Source organism: Acinetobacter sp. ANC 4178, from assembly GCF_004331175.1.
Taxonomy (GTDB): Bacteria; Pseudomonadota; Gammaproteobacteria; order Pseudomonadales; family Moraxellaceae; genus Acinetobacter.
Genome location: NZ_SJOD01000001.1, coordinates 212,098 through 233,296 on the forward strand (window position 1 = coordinate 212,098; position 21,199 = coordinate 233,296).

At 39.8% G+C, this 21,199-nt stretch carries 18 protein-coding genes and 4 pseudogenes; 6 read left to right on the forward strand and 16 right to left on the reverse strand.

Annotated features, from left to right (window positions below):
* Positions 1 to 75 precede the first annotated feature (75 nt).
* From E0H87_RS00980 to E0H87_RS01005, 6 genes and pseudogenes are all read right to left on the reverse strand, one after another.
* Positions 76 to 1,266 (reverse strand): HlyD family type I secretion periplasmic adaptor subunit, encoded by a 1,191-nt coding sequence (locus tag E0H87_RS00980; protein ID WP_131321574.1) that lies wholly within the window; start codon positions 1,264 to 1,266, stop codon positions 76 to 78.
* Positions 1,263 to 3,407: a type I secretion system permease/ATPase gene (locus tag E0H87_RS00985; RefSeq protein WP_131321576.1), complete on the reverse strand. Its 2,145-nt coding sequence runs from the start codon at positions 3,405 to 3,407 to the stop codon at positions 1,263 to 1,265. Before E0H87_RS00985 ends, E0H87_RS00980 begins: the two co-directional genes overlap by 4 nt.
* Positions 3,404 to 4,852, reverse strand: coding sequence for a TolC family outer membrane protein (locus E0H87_RS00990; protein WP_227547289.1), 1,449 nt, complete (start codon positions 4,850 to 4,852; stop codon positions 3,404 to 3,406). Before E0H87_RS00990 ends, E0H87_RS00985 begins: the two co-directional genes overlap by 4 nt.
* Before the next feature lie 187 nt (positions 4,853 to 5,039).
* On the reverse strand, positions 5,040 to 5,531 hold the full coding sequence (locus tag E0H87_RS00995) for a hypothetical protein (RefSeq protein ID WP_131321580.1): 492 nt from the start codon (positions 5,529 to 5,531) through the stop codon (positions 5,040 to 5,042).
* A 206-nt stretch (positions 5,532 to 5,737) separates the two neighbouring features.
* Positions 5,738 to 6,024, reverse strand: a pseudogene (locus E0H87_RS01000) (IS5/IS1182 family transposase); the annotation flags it as partial.
* Positions 5,987 to 6,256: pseudogene (locus tag E0H87_RS01005) on the reverse strand (hypothetical protein); the annotation flags it as partial. The pseudogenes E0H87_RS01005 and E0H87_RS01000, both read right to left, overlap by 38 nt.
* A 103-nt stretch (positions 6,257 to 6,359) precedes the next feature.
* Here E0H87_RS01005 and E0H87_RS01010 point away from each other — a divergent pair.
* A pseudogene (locus E0H87_RS01010) lies at positions 6,360 to 7,110 on the forward strand (IS5 family transposase).
* A gap of 97 nt (positions 7,111 to 7,207) precedes the next feature.
* Here the strand turns inward: E0H87_RS01010 and E0H87_RS16315 are convergent.
* Positions 7,208 to 7,391 (reverse strand): annotated as a pseudogene (locus tag E0H87_RS16315) (integrase); the annotation flags it as partial.
* 200 nt (positions 7,392 to 7,591) lie between these two features.
* Between E0H87_RS16315 and mutS the strand changes: the two are divergent.
* Positions 7,592 to 10,228, forward strand: coding sequence for a DNA mismatch repair protein MutS (mutS, locus tag E0H87_RS01015; protein ID WP_131321582.1), 2,637 nt, complete (start codon positions 7,592 to 7,594; stop codon positions 10,226 to 10,228).
* Positions 10,229 to 10,286: 58 nt separating this feature from the next.
* On the opposite strand, the gene E0H87_RS01020 is transcribed toward mutS, so the two are convergent.
* Together E0H87_RS01020 and E0H87_RS01025 are read right to left on the reverse strand one after the other, a co-directional pair.
* A complete protein-coding gene (locus tag E0H87_RS01020) occupies positions 10,287 to 10,880 on the reverse strand; it encodes a GNAT family N-acetyltransferase (protein ID WP_131321584.1) in 594 nt (197 codons plus the stop codon).
* Positions 10,868 to 11,536 (reverse strand): FMN-binding negative transcriptional regulator, encoded by a 669-nt coding sequence (locus E0H87_RS01025; RefSeq protein WP_131321586.1) that lies wholly within the window; start codon positions 11,534 to 11,536, stop codon positions 10,868 to 10,870. Before E0H87_RS01025 ends, E0H87_RS01020 begins: the two co-directional genes overlap by 13 nt.
* A 116-nt stretch (positions 11,537 to 11,652) precedes the next feature.
* Between E0H87_RS01025 and E0H87_RS01030 the strand changes: the two genes are divergently transcribed.
* Positions 11,653 to 13,161, forward strand: a complete 1,509-nt coding sequence (locus tag E0H87_RS01030; protein ID WP_131321588.1) for a PLP-dependent aminotransferase family protein — start codon at positions 11,653 to 11,655, stop codon at positions 13,159 to 13,161.
* A 403-nt stretch (positions 13,162 to 13,564) separates the two neighbouring features.
* Here the strand turns inward: E0H87_RS01030 and E0H87_RS01035 are convergent, their stop codons facing one another.
* Positions 13,565 to 13,963 (reverse strand): invasion associated locus B family protein, encoded by a 399-nt coding sequence (locus E0H87_RS01035; protein ID WP_227547290.1) that lies wholly within the window; start codon positions 13,961 to 13,963, stop codon positions 13,565 to 13,567.
* Positions 13,964 to 14,904: 941 nt separating this feature from the next.
* Between E0H87_RS01035 and fdxA the strand changes: the two genes are divergently transcribed.
* The 3 genes from fdxA (at position 14,905) to E0H87_RS01050 (ending at position 16,872) form a co-directional block, all read left to right on the forward strand.
* Complete coding sequence (gene fdxA, locus E0H87_RS01040) at positions 14,905 to 15,228, forward strand: ferredoxin FdxA (RefSeq protein ID WP_067657771.1); 324 nt, start codon at positions 14,905 to 14,907, stop codon at positions 15,226 to 15,228.
* 135 nt (positions 15,229 to 15,363) lie between these two features.
* A complete protein-coding gene (locus E0H87_RS01045) occupies positions 15,364 to 16,080 on the forward strand; it encodes a D-Ala-D-Ala carboxypeptidase family metallohydrolase (RefSeq protein WP_131321590.1) in 717 nt (238 codons plus the stop codon).
* 126 nt (positions 16,081 to 16,206) lie between these two features.
* On the forward strand, positions 16,207 to 16,872 hold the full coding sequence (locus tag E0H87_RS01050; RefSeq protein WP_131321591.1) for an O-methyltransferase: 666 nt from the start codon (positions 16,207 to 16,209) through the stop codon (positions 16,870 to 16,872).
* A 128-nt stretch (positions 16,873 to 17,000) separates the two neighbouring features.
* On the opposite strand, the gene E0H87_RS01055 is transcribed toward E0H87_RS01050, so the two are convergent.
* The 6 genes from E0H87_RS01055 to lptC all read right to left on the reverse strand — a co-directional run bounded on the left by E0H87_RS01055 (position 17,001) and on the right by lptC (position 21,157).
* On the reverse strand, positions 17,001 to 17,843 hold the full coding sequence (locus E0H87_RS01055; protein ID WP_131321592.1) for a universal stress protein: 843 nt from the start codon (positions 17,841 to 17,843) through the stop codon (positions 17,001 to 17,003).
* A gap of 122 nt (positions 17,844 to 17,965) precedes the next feature.
* Positions 17,966 to 18,583, reverse strand: coding sequence for a DapH/DapD/GlmU-related protein (locus E0H87_RS01060; protein ID WP_131321594.1), 618 nt, complete (start codon positions 18,581 to 18,583; stop codon positions 17,966 to 17,968).
* Positions 18,576 to 19,172 (reverse strand): IMPACT family protein, encoded by a 597-nt coding sequence (locus E0H87_RS01065; RefSeq protein ID WP_131322481.1) that lies wholly within the window; start codon positions 19,170 to 19,172, stop codon positions 18,576 to 18,578. Before E0H87_RS01065 ends, E0H87_RS01060 begins: the two co-directional genes overlap by 8 nt.
* Positions 19,173 to 19,306: 134 nt before the next feature.
* The gene (gene lptB / locus E0H87_RS01070) at positions 19,307 to 20,053 is read right to left on the reverse strand and encodes an LPS export ABC transporter ATP-binding protein (protein WP_131321596.1); all 747 of its coding nucleotides are present in this window, start codon (positions 20,051 to 20,053) and stop codon (positions 19,307 to 19,309) included.
* Positions 20,053 to 20,619: a lipopolysaccharide transport periplasmic protein LptA gene (gene lptA / locus E0H87_RS01075; protein ID WP_131321598.1), complete on the reverse strand. Its 567-nt coding sequence runs from the start codon at positions 20,617 to 20,619 to the stop codon at positions 20,053 to 20,055. Before lptA ends, lptB begins: the two co-directional genes overlap by 1 nt.
* Positions 20,603 to 21,157: an LPS export ABC transporter periplasmic protein LptC gene (gene lptC / locus E0H87_RS01080; protein WP_131321600.1), complete on the reverse strand. Its 555-nt coding sequence runs from the start codon at positions 21,155 to 21,157 to the stop codon at positions 20,603 to 20,605. Before lptC ends, lptA begins: the two co-directional genes overlap by 17 nt.
* Positions 21,158 to 21,199 lie beyond the last annotated feature (42 nt).

A 21,199-nucleotide genomic window follows, 5' to 3' on the forward strand; every position in this document is an offset into this window, starting at 1 on the left:
TTCATCACTTTTAAAATTCGTAAAATCAAAAAATCCACAATTAAAAAAATTGTGGATCTGATCTCAAAATCAATTCTAACGTTCTCGTAATGCTTCCTTCGCTTTATTAAATGGCTTTAATAAATAGTCTAGAATGGTTTTTTCACCGGTACGAATATCGACCGTGGTTATCATGCCTGGGGTAATTGCAAATTTCTGCCCTGCCTTATTCTCTAATTGGTCACGGTCGGTTTGAATATAGACGCGGTAATAGAACTGATCCTGCTTGACTTCATCCCGTATCGTGTCTGGGGAAATAATGGTCACCTTACCTTCAAGGCCACCATAGATTGAGTAATCATAAGCAGTAAACTTAACCAAAGCCGATTGATTTGGGTGAATAAATGCAATATCACGTGGTGAAACACGCGCTTCCACCAGTAATTTCTCATCCATAGGTACAATGCTCATCAGTTTTCCATTTTGTGGAATGACACCACCCAATGTGACGGTATCGATTTGTTTTACAATTCCCCGTACTGGAGCCTTGAGTACCGTACGCTTTAAACTGTCCGAGCGACCTTTTATCACGGCTTGTTGACTTCCGATTTCGGTATTGGTTTTTGCTAATTCTTCTCGAGCATTGACTTCATATTGATGACGTATATCTTGAATTTGATTGTTTAAGTCTGTCGCTTGTCGTTTTAGACGCAACACCTCAACTTCGCTGGCGGCGCCTTTGGCAATCAAGGGCTCTGTCATCGACAATTCTACTTCTACCAATTTCAGTGCGTGTTGCAGCCCAGTAATCGATTCTTGTAAGTTACTGCGTCGGGCATGATACAGCGCTGTTTCTTCACGCAGTAAGTGAGGGTCTTTTTGTACACTCTCAGGAAAGACTAAAGCTGTTTGGTTAACCTCAGCCTGTAGTCGTGCCGCTCTGGCTTGAGCTGCTAGTAGTACCGAGGCCGACTCTCCAACATGGGATGCAAAACGGGTAGGATCAAGCTGAGCCAGAACCTGCCCTTGCTGGACGATTTGCCCTTCTTTCACATCTAAATGCGTTAATATTCCACCATCTAAAGATTGGATCACTTGTTCTTTTGAAGATGGAATGACCTTTCCAGTTCCTGTAGATACTTCTTCTAGCTTAAAGAACCACGCCCAAATCAAAAAGAGTGCTAGACATAAGGTAACGATCCAAATCACTAAACTCGACTTTGGTAAAGCGGGTTCTGGATGTGAAACAAATCCTGCTCGGGAATTTTGCGTTGCTTGTTGATTCATCGCTTTTCTCCAACGATTGCAGCATGCTGAATATGCGATTCTTGTTGTTTCATAATTTGCTGACGCGGTGCATCCATCACGACTTTGCCATCATTGAGCACGATAATACGATCTACGAGCTCTAACACCGCTCGACGATGTGTAGCGATCACCAAAGTCCGTGAACCCAACCATTGTTTCATCTGGTCAATAAATTCTTTTTCCGCAACATCATCAATGGCTGCGGTAGGTTCATCCAGTAATAATATATTTGGTTGTCGAACCAGTAATCTGGCCAATAACAGTGCTTGGCGTTGCCCACCTGAAAAACCCGTTCCACCTTCTAACACTAAATGATCTAAGCCTTCTTTTTTCTCTTGTACAAACTTCAGGGCTCCAGCCATGTTTAATGCCTGAAATAGATCTTCATCCGTAGCAAGGGGGGCACCTAATAATAAGTTTTCTCGAATCGTGCCATAAAACAGCATAGAATTTTGGTTGAGTAGTCCAACGTCTCGACGTACATCAGCGGGGTCAATTAATGCTAAATTTAATTGATCCAAATGTATCAGCCCTTGCTGTGGTGTTTGCATCCCTGCAAGTAGTTGTAACAGTGTAGATTTACCTGCCCCATTGCGACCCAATAAAGCGATCTTTTCCCCTTGCTTGATCTGTAATTCTGAAATATGCATGACTGGTCTAGAATCATCTTGCCCATATTTAAACATGACATTTTCTAGATCATAATCACCATTCAACATTGCTCGGTGAATAAAATGGTTGTGAGCTGCTTGATCGACAGGCTTTTTCATCAGCTCATCCAATCCTTTTTTTGCAACTTTTGCTTGTTGGAAACGCCCAAGCACGCCTGTGAGTTGAGAGATAGGTGCCAACATACGAGAAGATAAAATCGAACAAGCAACTAGAGCACCTGTAGTCATTTCACCCTTCATCACTGCAAAGCAGCCTACAAGCACGACAATGGCATAGGTTAACCCTTGAATTTTTTGTGTCCAAGCCGATAGTACACCTACAATTTTACGTTGTTGCATACTAATCTCTGCCGAGACTTCATTCATGTGATTCCACTGATTCTGAAACCGTGACTCACCTCGTAACAGCTTGATGTCTTCTACACCCTGAACTGTTTCAACCAGAATTGCATTGCGAATTGCTGACTCTCTCATCCCCTGCTGTGCAAGTTTGGCCAAAGGTTTTTGCGCCAATAGCCCAGGAATAATCATGAGAGGAACGACCAGCAGCATCACCCAAAACAAATTACCGCCAATGAACCAGAAAATCACCAAAAAGAAAAAGAAGAACGGTAGATCCGCGATCGCAGTCACCGTAGTCGATGTGACTAATTCTCGCACTCCTTCCAATTCTCGGATTTGAGAAATAAAAGTCCCTGTCGACTTTGGACGTTGGTCATTTTTGATGCGCAAAGCATGTCCAAAGACACGATCGGAAATTTTTAAATCCGCACGCTTCCCGATAATGTCGGATAAATAAATGCGAGAGATCCGCAAAACAAACTCAAAAATTGCAGCAATCAGCACACCTCCTGCCAATACCCACAACGTCGGAATGGATTGTGACGGAACAACACGGTCATAAACTTGCATAGAGAAAATAATGGTCGCCAAAGCCAAAACATTGGCAACCAAAGAGGCCAACATAATATCTAGGTAGCGTTTCCAGTCTTTCAGTGCAATCGACCAAAACCAGTTCTCTTGATACGGTTTGATATATTCATCAACACGCAGATCGGCAACTGATTTTTCTGGTCGAAGTAGATAAAAGTTTTGCGTTGATGCTAAAAGCAAATCTTGAGTCGTCTGTTGTGAAAGCCCCTGCTCTCCACTCAGTTGAATCCCAATATTGCCTTTGGCATCCATCTGATGAATGACACCCACTTGACCATTTTTGAATTCCGCCAACAGTGGGAAACTCCATGGATTCAGCAAAGACTGGTCAACTTTAGCCTTTTTAAGATGCAAACCAACTTGTCGGCTTATAAATGATAAAAGTTCTTCAGGATTATTATTATGATTCCATTCGAGTTGGATTTTAATGCGTTCTTCAGAAGGTTCTATTCGATAATGTTTTGCAATATTCAGTACAGCCTGCAACCATGGCTGGTAATCTGTTGTCATTGTCATGGTTTGATTTCGTTCCCCAAATAATTTTTTTGCTCTAGTCCATAGACTTCACAGCCCCGCCCAGTTGCCGCAATATACTGAACTAAACTGTTATAAATATCGTAACGTGCATTTTCGATATCCGAAGTTGCCATATGAATGGATTGTTCGGCATTCAGTAAATCTAATGCTGAACGTGTCCCTAATTTATATTGCTCTTGATAGAGCTCTTTGGTTTTGATGGTGGTTCTTTGTCTGGCCAGCAGAACTTTCATTTGTTCTTGTTTATGTGCTATTTGTTCACGACTAATTCGTATCTGATCCAAGATATCTAAATGCACAGAATTTAACTTCGCCCGAGCAGCTTGTTCGGCATAACTGGCAGAACGTGTTTGAGCTGCAATTGCTCCACCTTGAAAGAAATTACTGTTGGCCTCGAACATAATCGAACTATAAAAACCATTGTCTTCATTATTATTCGGATTTCGACCATTAACCGCTTGGCTCATCGAACCTTTAACATTAAGTGTCGGGTAACGACTAAGTTTAGCTTGAGATTTTTGTGCTTGGGCCACCAAAATTTCAGCATGTGCTTGCAGCATTTTAGGGATGTGATTCATTTCTGGATCGACATATAAATCTGAATGAGCCACAAAACTATCGGGGATAACCCAATTCTTTTGGCGAATATCAAAACCAATCAAGTTTTGGAGTTGCAGTTGATATTGGATCAATAAGGAGTTTTGTGCGATTAAATTTGCTTGTGCTGATTCTAAGTAAGATTGTGCTTGTACTGGATCTGCTTGACTACTTAATCCGGCTTGAGCTCTTAATTGCGTTATTTCGACAATACGCTGAATCCCTATGATTTGTTGTTCCGCAATACGCACCATTTCTTGTAAACGTTTAATATTCACAATCGTCGATGCCACTTGCTGTGAAAGATCTTCAACAGTGACCAACAATTGGCTTTCCGCTCCCCATGAGCGTGCCGTTTGTATATCTACACTGGATTTCACCTTACCAAAATCATAGAGCATTTGTGTTGCACTAAAACTGATCAGCTGTCGACCTCGCTCACCAGATGTCATATCCCCTGTATTAATCCCACCAGAAAACTGGGGAAAATATCCTGAGCGTGCCACTGCAATATTTTCATTTTGTGCCGCATAATTCGAAATTTGTTGTTGAATATCGGGATGTGTCAGCACTGCCTGCTGTACTGCATCCATGATATTGATTGAATTCATTGTTCCAAATACAGGTGCGGAGGCGTTTGGTACTGTAATCAATTTGGCGTCAAATGGATGATTTTCTTTGAATTCATATAAATTAGATTTTTCAAATTGCTGATCACGATCATTTGGACTTGAAGTAAACATGGGATGAATTTGGTTGTTTAGTTCATCAATATTGACTATAGGTGTCGCTAATGCATTCAATGGCAAAAAAAGTAAGCACAACATCCTTTTTTTGATGAGTTTTTTTCGTTTGGTACAATACATAATGTTGCAATTTTATTTTATATAAAGGTAGTAAATAATCAAATATTTTTCAATATTATCAATAAAGTATATTCCCATGTATCAAAACTTACAGTAATTATTATGCATAAAAGATTACTGTAAGGTTAATATTAAATTAGGAAACTATTTACAAACAAAGTTCTTGAGTCAATATGTAAGAGTGAGAGCTAATAAAAGGTATCGGTGTTCCAATTGAGATGTTCTCGCTACCTGAAATCATATTTACCATTGATGATGTTGCTAAATAGTTACCTGATTTTAAAATTGAAATTGAAAATTTTGCTACGTGGTATGGATATTTTTGCTGCGCGGCCTGATAACTTTGATAAAAATTATTCCAATTATTATTTGGAACATATTCGAAAAAAGACTGTAGTTGCGGAATTGTATAGTTTGAAAAATCCAAATTCAGCTCTAATGATGTTTGATATTTTCCAACAGGTGATAGATAACGATAAACACCTGCATTAGATGTTGGTGCGGCTAAGCGGACATCACAATTAGCTTTTGGTAAATTGCCGCTCGCCAAAGTACCGACGTTTTGCCAAGTAGCTGCATTCGCCAAACAAACCACTGCTGTAGAGCATAAAAAAACAATGCTTTTAAAAAAGTTTGCCATGATTTCCTCTTTATAACGTTATAATTTATGAAATTTTTAAAATGCATGAGCTAATTTTCTAATAAAACATGCAAGTGCGCTATCCTACAAGGTAAACCCAATTTTTACAAACAACTTAATTCAATTTAATTATATATAATACAAATAGATAGGCTTTTTTTTTGCACAAAGATTTAAAAATTAAGATTTCTCATATCTACTCAAATTTAAGTGACAACTCGGGTATGTGGTTGGCCTAATACTATAAATTTATTCAGAACTGCAATTCTCGCATTTATTTCATTTACCTGACTTGAAAAATGTCTAGCTGACAACTTATCACCTAATAATTTGATGCAATACATTTTGGTTTCGACCAAACTTCGCCAATAATAGCCTGACCATTTTTTCCATAATGTCCCGCCTAATTGTTTAACTATTCGAAGTAATTCATTTCGCTCTCGCGAGCTAGGCTTTTATCTTTCCATGGCTTCGCATTTTTTCTGGGAGGAATATCTCATTTTGAAAATTTCATCGAGATAATCAGCCCAATATTGCAGCCACTTTGCACACTCATTTTCATATCCATGCAAATTATAGGTTCCTTCAATTCCCTTTTTAGAATGCCCTAAAATTGCTTCCGCCACATCACCTGGACAACCCAATCGTGATAAACCTGTACGTACTGTCCTTCTCAGATCATGAGGATTCCAATCCTCCATTCCCTCTGGCCAAAGCTGCTCATCTTTAAATGAATGTCTTTTCGCCCTAGGGCGTGTCCTCATTTGAAAAATTGGTTTTAAAGGTTTAAAAGAGTGATTTAACCTCTTTTTATTTGTATATTTCTCAATGGCACGCACCCTACTCACCGATGATATTTGGCAACAGATTCAATCTACTATGCAGTTTCATGGTTGTTATTGTTTAAAGAACAGTAGAAATATCATGGAAGCCATCTTATGGAAATTACGTACAGGTACAACATGGCCTGATATTCCTGAAGAATTTTGTCCTTGGAAAACAGCATATAACCGCTTTAATCGTTGGGCATGTAAGGGCTTGTGGGATAAATTTTTTTTAAACTACGAGGCGTATTGGATCAAGAATGGGTATTCATTGACGGAAGCTACATACGCGCGCATTAGCATGCAAGTGGAGCTCGGTATGGTTCGAGCGAGCAATTGGACAGTCTAGAGGTGGAAGAACCACAAAAATCCATCTTGCAACCGACGCGAATGGATTACCGATTGATTTTAAAATCACTGGAGGTGAAGTCCATGACAGCCAAGTTGCAACGCAGTTGATTTGTGAGGTCGGTCAGTCAGATTACCTGATTGCAGATAAAGGCTATGATTCGGAAAAAATCAGAATACTGGCAAGAAAGCAAAATATTGTGCCGATCATCCCAATGAAATCAAATAGTAAGAGAGAAAACAAAGAATTTGATCATCATTTATATCGCTTAAGGCATTTGGTTGAAAATGCCTTTGCGAGATTAAAACATTTCCGAGCGATAGCGACCCGATTTGATAAGCTTGCACGAAATTATCAGTCTATGGTTGACATTGCTTGTATGTTGATTTGGTGCAAAGCCAAATGAGGACACGCCCTAGTCTTTTCTTTTAATAACCACTTAGCTTCGGTAATTGTTTTCTGTGCAATCGGCTTTCCAGTACGATATGAAGGAAACACATATTAAGCGAATTATCTATAGGGCTACGATATCTATATTTAAAACTTTTACCCTCCTGTCTTACCACAGCCTAACCTCAAACCTGAATATTCACCTACATCAGTTGTATCTTTATCCCCTACTTTCATTTTGTTTATTGTACGTGCTGATAACACTATTTTTATCTTCAACCTTTTCCAACCTTGCATTTCTCTTTTGTTCATTGACCTGAATTTGCTACCATACCCACTTGAGGCGATAGGGAACCAACTCACTCCTCCAAGATCTTTTACATGTTTATAAACGGTCTTTTTTTTCGACTTAGAATAGAATCTACAAAGCATTATTTATGTCGATTCTAAAATTTAACCCATATTTTATACTATTGAAACTTAAGGATTTCATATACATGAGCTTGCAAGACATCATAGCCACTATTGATTCCCATACTCCTATGATGCAACAGTACTTAAAAGTCAAAATGCAGCATCCTCATGCCTTAATGTTTTATCGTATGGGTGATTTCTACGAACTTTTTTTTGACGATGCACATAAAGCAGCCAAACTGCTCGGCATTACGCTCACCCACCGTGGTAAAACCAATGGCAATCCAATCCCAATGGCTGGCGTACCCTTTCATGCAGCAGAAGGTTATCTGGCGCGTTTAGTCAAAAAAGGCGAAACCGTTGTTATTTGCGAGCAAGTCGGCGAAGTCACAGGCAAAGGACCTGTAGATCGTCAGGTGGTTCGTATTCTCACCCCAGGTACACTCACTGATGATGCCTTACTCAATAGCCATCAATCTTCGAATTTAGTAGCATTATGCTTACAACAAAACCAAATTGGTATTGCTTTACTTGACTTGAGTGCAGGCATTTTTAAAGTTCAACAACAAGATTTTAAGCTGGAACAACTCAGCATCGAACTGGCACGCCTCATGCCAAGTGAAATTCTGGTCGATGAAGATATTGTTGACCCCAACATTTTAGAACAAGTCAAAAAACAACTCGACTGTCCTGTAACTAAGCGTCCGAATGTTGACTTTAATTTAAATAATGCACAAAAAACCCTGTGTGATCAGCTTGGCGTTTCAACACTTTCTGGCTTTGGGATTGATCATTTACCTTTGGCAAAAGCTGCGGCAGCAGCGCTGATTCATTATGCCAAAGACACACAAAAAACTGCGCTGCCGCATATCCGTAGTATTCAGCTAGAACAAAGCAGTGACTTTATTGCCCTTGATCCTGTTACACGTCGTAACTTAGAAATTGTAGATCCTTTATTCGAACATGGAACGTCATTATTTCAACTCATCAATGATTGCCAAACCGCGATGGGCAGTCGGTTATTAAGCCGCACCCTCATGCAACCGCTGCGGGATACCGCCTTACTCGATGCACGTCTTGATGCCATTCAGGCTTTCATTGATGGCTATCATGAAGCTCCTATTCGATTAGTCCTGAAAGAAATTGGGGACATTGAACGCGTGCTTAGCCGTGTTGCTCTCGGAAGCGCGCGTCCACGCGACTTGGTACAATTACGCCAAGCGAGTGCTCAACTGCCATTTTTACGCCATGCACTCAACCCAATTGTTGCAAACCAAGAATCTCAGTTGATTCAACAACTCAATGAGGAATTAGGTGACTTTAATGGTTTATACCAGCGCCTCCTTGCAGCAATTATCGAAAATCCACCTGTGCTATTACGTGATGGCAATGTCATAGCAGAAGGTTTTGACAGTGAACTGGATGAATTACGCAAAATTCGTGACCATGCTGGGCAGTTCCTGATCGATCTGGAAATTAAAGAACGCGAACAATCTGGTATTCCTACCCTGAAAATCGGCTACAACCGTGTCAGTGGCTATTACATTGAATTGACTCGTGCCCAAGCAGAACAAGCACCTGAGCACTATATTCGCCGTCAGACCCTCAAAAATGCCGAACGCTATATCACGCCAGAACTGAAAAGTTTTGAAGATAAAGTGTTATCCAGTGAATCTCGTGCATTAGCGCGCGAGAAAATGCTGTTTGAAATGCTTTTAGATGAGCTTCGTCAAGATATTGCAGCTTTGCAAATGATGAGTGCTGCCATCGCTCAAATTGATTTGCTCAGTAACTTTGCCCATCAAGCCCGTTTAAGAAACTGGTCTCGACCTGAATTTAGTCCAGAAACGGGCATTAAGATTATGGCAGGTCGTCATCCCGTGGTAGAGGCATTAAGTAAAACTGCATTTACCCCAAATGATACGCATCTGGATTATGCACACCGCATGGCGATTATTACTGGCCCTAACATGGGCGGTAAATCGACCTTTATGCGTCAAACCGCACTCATTAGTTTACTGGCTTATTGTGGTAGTTTTGTCCCTGCACAGTCCGCTACGCTAGGTCCGATTGACCGTATTTTTACCCGTATTGGTTCTGCCGATGATTTATCGACAGGCAAATCGACCTTTATGGTGGAAATGACCGAAACTTCGCAAATTCTGCATCATGCCACCAATCAGTCCTTGGTGCTCATGGATGAAGTGGGTCGTGGAACCAGTACCTATGATGGCTTGTCCTTGGCTTGGGCTTGTGTTTTAGACCTGAGCAAACGGGTGAAATGTTTATGCTTGTTTGCCACCCATTATTTTGAACTGACTGAGTTGAGTAAAGAATCAGGTATTTACAATTATCATGTCAGTGCCAAAGAACTGAATGGCAATTTGATTTTGCTGCATAAAGTACAACAAGGTCCTGCCAGTCAGAGTCATGGTCTACAAGTCGCAAAATTAGCGGGTATTCCTGCGAATGTGATTAAAGAAGCGCAAAACCGTTTAAAAATTTTAGAGCGCCAACAGCAACAGCACGTCAATACGGCGGTGCAACGTGATTTATTTGCACCTGCCGTACAAGCAGAACCTAACATTATCGAACGTGTGGTTGAAGTGGAAAAAGTATCTCCTGCGCTTGAAATTTTAAAAGCGTTAGATGTCGATAACCTAACCCCACGTGAAGCTTTACAGCATTTGTATCAACTCAAAGAACAATTAGAAAGTTAAGCTTTAAAAAAAGGTCGGTTGAATATCACCGACCTTTTCATTTTGAGTATCACTTCACTCATCGAGATTGCTCAAGTTTCCACGCTAAATTTTGCTGCACAGCGGGCCATTCATTTTTCAAAATACTATATACATAGGTATCACGTAAAATATCATCCTGCACAATTTGATGATTTCTTAACACGCCATCTAATTTTGCTCCTAAGCGTTCAATTGCAGCACGACTTTTCAAATTAAAGGACGATGTTCTGAACTCAACAGCAATACAGTTTAATACTTCAAATGCATGCGTAAGCAACAAGTGCTTCGCCTCCGTATTCACATGACTCCGCTGCACAGATTGTCTATACCATGTTGAACCAATTTCCACGCGACGATGTTCAGCAACCACATTCATATAAGTGGTCATGCCAAGGATCCGACCACTGTGCTGTTCAATCACCACAAAGGGCAACATACTTCCCTTGTGCTGCAATTCAAGTCGTCTTTGTATCTCGTTAAGCATAAGTTCAGGTTTAGGAATAAAGGTATACCAAAGTTTCCAGAGTTCACCATCACACACAGCTTCTTTCAGTGCTAATTCATGCTCTAAACTTAAGGGTTCCAATTTAATGTTTTTACCCACTAGGGTGACTGGCTTTAACCACGGCATGTTTCATCTACCTCTAAAGCTGATTTCTTAGATGCTGCCACTTGGTGCATTGCTTCGCTTATCTCCTGCTTACCTGTATCAGATAATGCCTTGGCGACAGCAATAACGTCTCGATGCTCTTTGTTCTGACCTAATTTTGATTTACCCTGAATTTTGGTAATTTCAATCTCTATCCCCACGATGGCTTTTAACATTGGCTCGATATAATTTTTTGGCGCATCCGACATTTTCCATGGTTCAGCTTGCATGGCTTCATGGGTACGGGTTAAACGTGCCACCACTCCACGTACATAACGCTCATCATCACGTATTTTAACTTTTCCATAGGCATGAATTACTCGATAGTTCCAAGTGGGCACTTGTTGATGATGCTCTTGTTTGCTCGGATACCATTGTGGCGAAATATAGGCATCACCTGCTCGAAATACCACTAGCACTTCATCACCATCTTGAACATCTTGCCAAACTGGATTTTTTCTTGCTACATGTGCATGCAGTACGCCCAATTCAGTCACTTCAGCATCAAGTTCAAAAGGTAGATGATTTGCATCTAAACCACGCTGTCCATGCGTCAGCAAAATTCCTAAAGGATATTGTTGTATGAGTTCATGCATGACTTCTATATTGGTTTCTTCAAATTCTGCGGGGACGTACATGGTCTATGGCTCCTATTATTTTCCAAATCTTAATTTGTCTTACATGTTGTAAATTTTCAGTTTTAATTGGATTATAAAAAAGAACCAGTTTATCTAAATTTTAGTAGACCAGAATTATGGCAAGAATGACAAAAGTAATAGATCTCCCCTCTATGACCAAACTGAACAAGGCCAATGGCCAGATCAGTACTCAACTCATTCACATCTTCCGAGCAGCCGTTCAACGGGGTGATTTACAATCTGGTGATGCCTTACCTTCCTCCCGCGGGCTAGCACAAACATTAAATGTTGCCCGAGGTACCGTGATTGAAGCTTATGAGCAACTTATCGCAGAAGGTGTATTTGAATCTCATGCCCGAAAAGGAACTTTTGTTTCACAGACTTTAAACCATTCGACTACAGCGACTTTAAAAAGAGAAAAACAAGAAACCGACATCCCGCTTACAGTAGCCGCACAAGCATTTTCTGAAATACTCAAAGAATTTAGACCCTTACCGCATCGGCCTTTTGCCGTTTCTGTGCCCATAGGCCGTACTCAACCGAATGAGATGTGGCGGAAATATGGAAATCAGTACCGTGCTCGTGGCATTGCAGCCCCCTCAGGTTATGATGATCCTCAAGGCATCTTGTCTCTACGTATCGCCATTGCTGATTATGTTCGGCGCTCGCGTTCTGTGCATTGTGAGCCTGAACAAATTGTGATTACTAGCGGAATCCAACAAGCACTATATATTTGCAGTCAAATTTTATTCAATGCCAATGATATGGTTTGGGTCGAAGATCCCGCTTATCGGGGGACTACAGCCATACTTGAGCATTCATTACATCATTTAAAAATCGTACGCGTACCTGTTGATGAAGAAGGTATTCAAGTCAATATCGGTCGAGCGCTTGCTGAACATGCACGTGCCGCATTTGTCACCCCTTCGCATCAATATCCTATGGGTATGCCCATGAGCCTAGCAAGACGAACTGAATTACTCGCATGGGCAAAACAACAGGATGCTTGGATAATTGAAGATGATTACGACAGCGAACTTCGCTACAGTGGTCAACCTTTTCCAGCACTACAAGGAATGGGAACTGATCAGGTCATCTATTTAGGAACATTCAGTAAAGTCCTGTTTCCATCCTTACGTTTAGGTTATGCCATTTTGCCTAAAAAGCTGGTTGCCCCATTTTGTGGGCTAAGAGCATTGATTGACCGTCACCCACCTTCAGCAGATCAACATGTATTGGCAGCCTTTATTCAAGAAGGTCATTTAGAACGACATATTCGGCGTATCCGAAAAGTTTATGCAGAAAATCGTCTGCAATTAATCGATCTGGTAGAACGCTATATTCCAAAACACCTTGGTTTTTTACAATCTGGCGATCAGGGTATGCATATGTTGCTGTGGTTAGCCGATCATTTAAATGACCTCACAATTGCCCAAACAGCACTTGAGGCTGGGATATCCATTAAAGCTGTTTCACCCACGTATTCAAATCAAACGAAACGTTCTGGACTCATTCTTGGATTGGGAGACTTTGATGTTTCGCAAATGGAACAAGCAGTAGCTAAACTTGCAAAAATCATTCAACACCATGACACCGTAAAAACTAAAATTGCTTCCATTCAGTAAGGATACAGGTCGAGCATCAATAAAGATTCTTAATGTCATATATGAGGTTTTATTAAAATAGACGACTATTTTTCATGACATATCGATGAAATTTCAGACAATAAACCAAAAATTTACTCGTTCAAATACCAGCTTTATTCTTGGAATACGACATTTAATCCAGCCTCAAAAGCATATTATTATAATTAATGATCAATCATTGAATGAAAATCAAAAAATGAAATCATGGCTCTATTTTCACCACAAAGATGTCCTTAAATTTAGCGACTATTTTTTTATAGAGAACTAAGTTGATGATTGGGTGTGAAAGCTCATTAAGTAGTTTTGATTAGAATGTAAAGTTCAAACGCTACGAAATATCTAGAGGAATACAATCATTCATAGATACTCCGTAGCGCCATAATTAGAAGCTATAATTTTTATCATTGCCTAATTTGGAAAATTGAGCTTCCATATCATTAAATGCATCAGTAAAGCCATCCAATGAAATTTTATTCTCTATCAGTTGTTTTTTATTATTTTGGAATCGGGTAAAAGCATAATTTCCACGTTTAAATTGTTTAATCAATTCAGAACCGTTTCTAAATAAGCCTTCACGCTCTTGAAGAATTTCATTGTTATCTATATGAATAAAAGCTGGATTATCCTTTAAATTCTTTTCACCAACATTCACAATATATTGATGATTAACACGCAGAATAGAAATAGGCCCTTTACTCATAACACAGGCTCTCATGTCCTCAAATACTTTGTACTGACACTTTATTTTCCAGCTCGCACGCCCAAGTAACTTATTCTCCATGAAGTCAATTTCGGCATTATTGTTTGATTTGGCATTAACTTTTAAAATTAAAGAAGAAATTTGGTCTTCTGATGCATAAGTATTGTTTGTAATGACGCTAGTTAGGATAAAAAAGGATAAAAAAAAATTTTACGCATAATGAAATCCCCAGTATTTTAAAAAAGCTATAATAATCAACATTTTTTTGATATCTATTGCTTAATGTATCATTTTTTAAAAATAAGTGTGTTTTTTTACAAATTAATTTAAATATGTTGAATATTACTCATTTTTTCACACAAACCACTTTCAGGTTGCAGAGAAATACGTATTCCACTGATCCACCCATAGCGCCATTAAAATTTTTAAACCAATACAAAGATAATATTTTAAGTCCATTCAATATTTACTGACGCCAAAAAGTTGGGAGCGAGCTTTCAAAATAATAAGGAACACTGGACTCACATGGATCACCCGTATTTATCACACCAGTTTCTAGCTACTGCCAAAATATAGAATGTTTCCCTGAATTTGAAGGGACCATAAATTCCTACCTTTCATGAAGTTCAAGCCGTTTTTACCTTCATACTTAAGAAAGCAGACAACTCAGCACAACCACTTACAGGTCATGCGACTGCCAAAATGACTGAAGTTTATGCATCTGGACACGAAATTTCATAGAACAATGTTTATCTTGAACTTATACGGCTCTATACAGACCTGCACCCTACCACACTGATAGAATATCAATCTAAGTATTTGTTTTTTATAATTTATTAAGACTCTATTTTTCTATAAAATGGGCATACAAATAGGTCTGAATTTCGATAAATTTCATTGATATATCCTTATTTCACGCATTTGAATAACAAATATCAATAAAAGCAATTGTTAGTTATCCCCATTTTTGCCTAAAATACCGCATGAGTAATTAAAACCATATTTTTTAGGTAGCTGTCGCCATGACCTTTGTTGTCACTGAAAACTGTATTAAATGTAAATATCAAGACTGTGTAGAAGTTTGCCCTGTTGACTGTTTCTACGAAGGTCCTAACTTCTTGGTGATTAACCCAGATGAATGTATCGACTGTGCACTGTGCGAACCAGAATGCCCTGCAAATGCAATTTTCTCTGAAGATGAACTGCCAGAAGGTCAAGAAGTATTTATCGAGCTAAATGCAGAACTTGCTGAAAAATGGCCAAACATTACTCAAATTGGTGACCAACCTGCTGACCGTGAAGAATGGAATGGTAAAGCAGACAAGTTACAATATCTTGAAAAATAAGCCATTAAAAAAGATCAGCAGTTGCTGATCTTTTTTTATACCAAAAACACACATTTGATTGCAAAATTTCCAAATTTATACATCCCTTTTCGATTAAAATAAGCAGCTATATTTCTAAGCATTTGATTTTCATACATGAAGCATTTTTTCAAGGGTGTGCTCAGCTTGAGTATAATCCCTTTGGTTATGATCGGATGTAGTTCATCTCCTCATAAATCTGGGCAAGGCGCACCTCATGGAAAACGGATTTTCATACCTCAAGAACGCGTAATTGTTGAACGTCCAATTCCCCCTAAAATTATTCCATATACCTACAACAGTTGGGTTGCTGCTAGCGATAACTTACGACGCGTACGTGAATACGAAGTTTTTCTAGAAAAAAATAATGTCGGTAATATTATTCCCACGTTTGAGTTATTACGAACCGCCCGCGATTGGCAAAAATGTGGTCGTTCGCAATACATGATCCCTACACGTGAGTTATGGGCAAATCAGGTACCAACACTTAAAGTCTTTAAATACCTGGTAGCGTCCAAAGTATTAACCGACTTTGAAGTCACATCCGTTTACCGCGACTTAACGCTAAACCAATGTGCTGGTGGCGCAAGCTCCTCACGCCACTTGTTTAATTCTGCCATCGACTTCCGTATTGGGCCTGAATATCCGCAACCAGAAGATTATGCTTTTATTGAAAATACCAAATTTAAGCTGTGTCAGTTCTGGGAACAATATGGGCAAAGCCTCAATATGGGCTTAGGCTTGTATGCTTCAGGGCAAATTCATATTGATACTCAAGGCTTCCGCACTTGGGGGCCAGATTTAAGTCGCTCCTCATCCATGTGTAATTATTAACACGCATTCCATGACAGAGGTCTACCTACCTCTGTTTTTTATTTTCAGTGATTAATATTCTGAGAGAATTGAACTCTGTCTAGAAATGTTTAAAATGCACTGATTCGATATTTAGGCGCTAAGATTATGCAAGAAATGTGGTCAGAGATTGATAATTTTATCGATACACATTTAATTCCTGAAGACCCTATTCTGATACAAACACTTGAAAACACGGCTCAAAAAGGTTTTCCTGACCATCTTGCTGTCGCTCCAAATCAAGGCATGCTGTTGCAAATGCTGATTCAAATGAATCAGTGTAAACGTGTACTGGAACTCGGCACATTTGCAGCTTACAGTACCATGTGGTTAGCTCGTGCCCTGCCTGAAGATGGTTATATTCTTACCATTGAGGGACGTGATACGCATGCTGCACTGGGTCAAGAAAATATTGACCGCGCCAAACTACCACAAACCATTGAACTTAAAGTTGGGCGTGCAGCAGATGTACTCAAAGCACTCCCTGCTGATTTTGAACCTTTTGATTTTATTTTTATTGATGCCGATAAACAAAGCTATCCTGAATACTTGGAACTCAGTTTAGACTTATCTCACTCAGGTACAATTATTGTGCTCGATAACGTGATTCGTGCTGGTGATATCGTGAATCCCGATAATCACAAGCCGAGCATTGAAGGCATTCGGGAAACTTTTGCGCGCTTGCAAAACCACCCAAGATTATTGTCTTGTACAGCACTACAAACGGTTGGCAGTAAAGGTCATGATGGTTTTGCTATTGCGATTGTAAAATAGCCAACAAAGCACAAAAAACACTCTATTGCATTTTTATGTTAAAATACAAGTATTTATAAGTATTGTCCATATAGTTATCCACATATAATGCGGATAACTATACATTAGGCTAGTCCACTCGAAGTTCTTTATTTTGCGACCAAGAGTGGAACTGTTGAATTCCTAAATATCGTAGTGGTAATGCTTCCCAAAAAGAATTGGTGAATTTTACTGTGGCTAAAAGCCCCCATGACTACTAATTTAATATCATGTTCTCGCTGATATTCCAAGATGTTTTCAGAAACATCACCATAACGGTATTCAACCACGACATCTAAACCAGCATCTCTTAAGAACTGCGATGGTTCATTTAAGATTTCAGGATGATCGCCGATGTAAAGCAAATGACACTGTAATAGGCGTAATAGATCACTCTGAGCAATTCTGTGCATCATCTTGATACAGGTCGGTGAATATTCATAGGCAAAAATAAAACGCGTAGGTGGAACAAATTTCTCACCAACTGTCAGTACAGTGCTGTTAACGCCACGAATAAAGTTTTCAACATTACCACCAATGGGTTTGTTACGCTCGGCAGAGCGCTCACCTACCCGACCAATCACGGCAATATCATCTTCTTTAAGCACATGAAAACTTTGTTCTAGAAAGTCACCTTTTTCCTGAATATGCGTTGCATCTAAGCCATATTTTTCCTTCACCATTTCAGAAATATGGTTGAGTAGGTTATTGCTATAATCTAGGGCTAATTGACTTTGCTTTTGTTCAAGTTCTGCCAGCTCTTTTAAGAGCATTGCATTACTTTCAAAACCGATTACCCCACTAATTTCACCTAAATGATAACTGGCAGGATAGTAATCTAGCACTTGTAATAACACGAGTTCGCGTTGTGTTTGCTTTGCAATCCAAGCTGCTGCTTCTGCGACAGCATTGATGCAGGGAGAAGAATCTATACACGCTATTACCCGTTTCATTGTTCGCCTCTCAATTAGTCTCTGGGGACTATAGGTCTAGTTGTTGTCTCTAAACTTAGCACATCTAGTGATGAGTTGGCATCTTTTGTGTAACCGAGAGTGATGAAAAATATACAATTATTCTATTCACGGTAACGAATAAAGCGTGCTGGATTACCTGCCACAATCTCTTTTTCACCCACATCTTTGGTGACCATACTTTGCATTCCAACAATTGCATGATCTGCTATTTTCACCCCATCCTTGACACCGACATGTGCGCCCAACCAAACATCACGCCCAATTTCAATTCCTTGTGAGCGCACAGGTTGTTGATAAATTGGTTGGTCTAACTGCATACCGTGATCAAAAGCATATAAGTGGCTATAGGCTGCTATGCGTACTTGATCATGCAGTTTAATCCCGACCCGCCCACCATCTAAAATACAGTGATGATTAATGGCAACTTCATTGCCAATGTCCAGTGGTCCATGCAAGGTGCAATCTGCGGCAATAAAGCAATTGTCTCCAATTTTGATGGTACGCCCACGCTCTGCAAAAATATGGGCCAATGGTGAAATAAAACAGTTCTTGCCAATCTCTACCGTTTCCATTTCTCTTAAATATTGTTGATATTCATTTTGCCATTGTTCCGCCCATGCACGATGTTTCGGCTTTAAAGTCCAGTAGAGCCAAGGCATATAATTGAGTCGGTGTTTATGCTGTTCACGATATTTAAGTAAAGGATCTTGTTCAGTCATGCTGCTCTTCCACTAATTTCAGTTGTTCACGACCACGTGTAACATCACGAATCTTATCGGCTAATTCTGGAATTTGATGGACTTGCAACTGTAACTCAACATCAACACCCTCTGCGGTGTATTGTTCTTGAAAGTCGATTCCCTGATGTTGCATTTCATACTGAAAAATCGACCACTCCGAAAACTGACAACTAAAAGATGCCATTTTCTTTTCGATTAACTCAATTTTCTCTGCCAGAAGTAGACATTGCCCTGCACTACCGCCATATGCGCGTACCAAGCCACCTGTGCCCAACTTTACCCCGCCATACCAACGGTTTACGAGCACCAGTACATTCGTCAGCTCATTGCCTTCTATGGTGGCCAATATAGGGCGCCCCGCCGTACCTGAGGGTTCCCCATCATCATTAAAGCGAACCTGATGACCAATCTTCCAAGCCCAACATTGATGGGTCGTAGTGATATCTTTGTTTTCTTCAAGAAAAGTTTTTACAGCCTCTTCATTTTCGACAGGAATGGCAATGGCTTGGAAACGGCTTTTCTTTATTTCTTCTTCATAACTGACTTGGGCTGCAATGGTGAAAGGCATATTCAAAGATAACTGACAGGAATAGAATAATTGTAACGTGTTTCAATAAACAACTTAAACCAAGGGCAATAAAAAACCTCCATAACCAGAAAGAATATGGAGGTTAATTTTGAAATACATCAATCTCTGGTATTTTAGACGGTAAAATCTTCGCCCAAATACACCTGACGGACTGTTTCATTTTCTAGAATTTCTTGTGGTGTGCCTTCAGCAATAACCGCACCTTCACTGACAATATACGCACGCTCACAAATCGCCAATGTTTCACGCACGTTATGGTCTGTAATTAGCACACCAATGCCACGATCTTTAAGTGTACGGATAATGTCTTTAATGTCATTTACAGAAATTGGATCGACTCCTGCAAATGGCTCATCTAACAGCATAAATTTAGGATCTGCGGCTAAGGCACGCGCAATTTCTGCACGACGGCGCTCACCACCCGAAACACTCATGCCTAACGAGTCTTTAATATGGGTAATTTTAAAATCCGCCAATAACTCAGTCAAACGCTGTTGACGTTGCTGCTTATTGATATCTTTGCGGGTCTCTAAAATTGCCATAATATTTTCAGAAATCGTCAATTTTCTAAAAATAGAGGCTTCTTGCGGCAAATAACCAATTCCTTTACGCGCACGCTCATGCATGGCTAGGTCAGACATATCTAGATCATCCAGATGAATCTCACCTTTGTCCATGCGCACCAGTCCAACCACCATATAGAAGCTGGTGGTTTTACCCGCGCCATTTGGACCCAGCAAACCTACAATTTGTCCACTTTGCATGCTAAAGGAAACGTCTTTTACTACCCAGCGCTTACTATAGTTCTTCGCGAGGTGCTTAATACAAAGGGTTTGTGTCGCAGTCTCAACCTGATCCATTAATCACGCGCTCCTGGGAAGGATTTAGTACTTGAAGGCGGAATCACAATTTGTACACGACCAGACGATGAACCCGCACTATTTGGTGTTCCTGTCGCTTCAATATCACCTTTGTTCATGCTGTATTTTAAAGTATTACCACGGATACTTGCACCATTTTGCTCCAGCATTGCACTGCCAGACATGGTAATAATACCCGTGTCCGCGTTATAAACAATTTTCTGTGCCTGACCTTTTGCTAAGCCTTTATTGGCATCTAATTGCTGCTGAAAACGCGCAGGTCCTCCCGTTGCAGTAATTGAACTGATCTGTTTTTTCTGATTCAGATTGGCAACAATTGAGTTTGCTTGTAAACGCATGGTGCCTTGTTCAATAATCACATTGCCAGAGTAAGTGGTTACCCCAGTTTTTTCATTAAAAGTCGCACGGTCTGCCACCAAAGAAATGGGCTGATTGCGATCCGAAGGAATTGCAAAAGCAGAAGATGCCGCAATAATTCCTAAACCAAGTACAACTGCTTTTTTAAGGAAAGCTTTATAAGCTTGAAACTTAAGATTTTGGTTCATACTTTCCTCGAATATTAAAAAATTCGTATTGACCATCATTTAAATTGGCTTTTAACCCCTGACTGACAAACTCTGCTTGTGGAGATTGCACGGTCACTTGACGGTTTGTTTCTATTACACGGGTTTGTGGGAATGCCGTCAGCTCATCAGTTAAAAACTGCATTTTCCCCTGCCCTTGATCGAGCAACTTGGTAGCAACCACCTGCTGAGACAAAACAACTTTTTTATTGTCTTCATAACCGTTCGCTTGCTTAGCAAAAAAAGTCGCATTTACAGCGCCGTCTTTATACATTGAAGCGTTCAAGTTCTCGAGTTTAGTGGTTTGCTTTTGCATATCCTGTTCAAGTCGATCAACTTGAGCACGAATATATAAATTCCCTGCATCATCGGTTTGGGTTAGATTAATTTTTTCTGCGGAATAGGTCATACTTCGCGCAGATTCAGTTTCTAATTTATTCCCTTTACCACTGTAATAGTAATAACCACCACTTACAGCAGCAATTGCAATCGCCGTGATATATAAAACTTTGGTATCCATAAGTGTGGTTCTTCACTAAAAACAATTATGTACGTATATAAG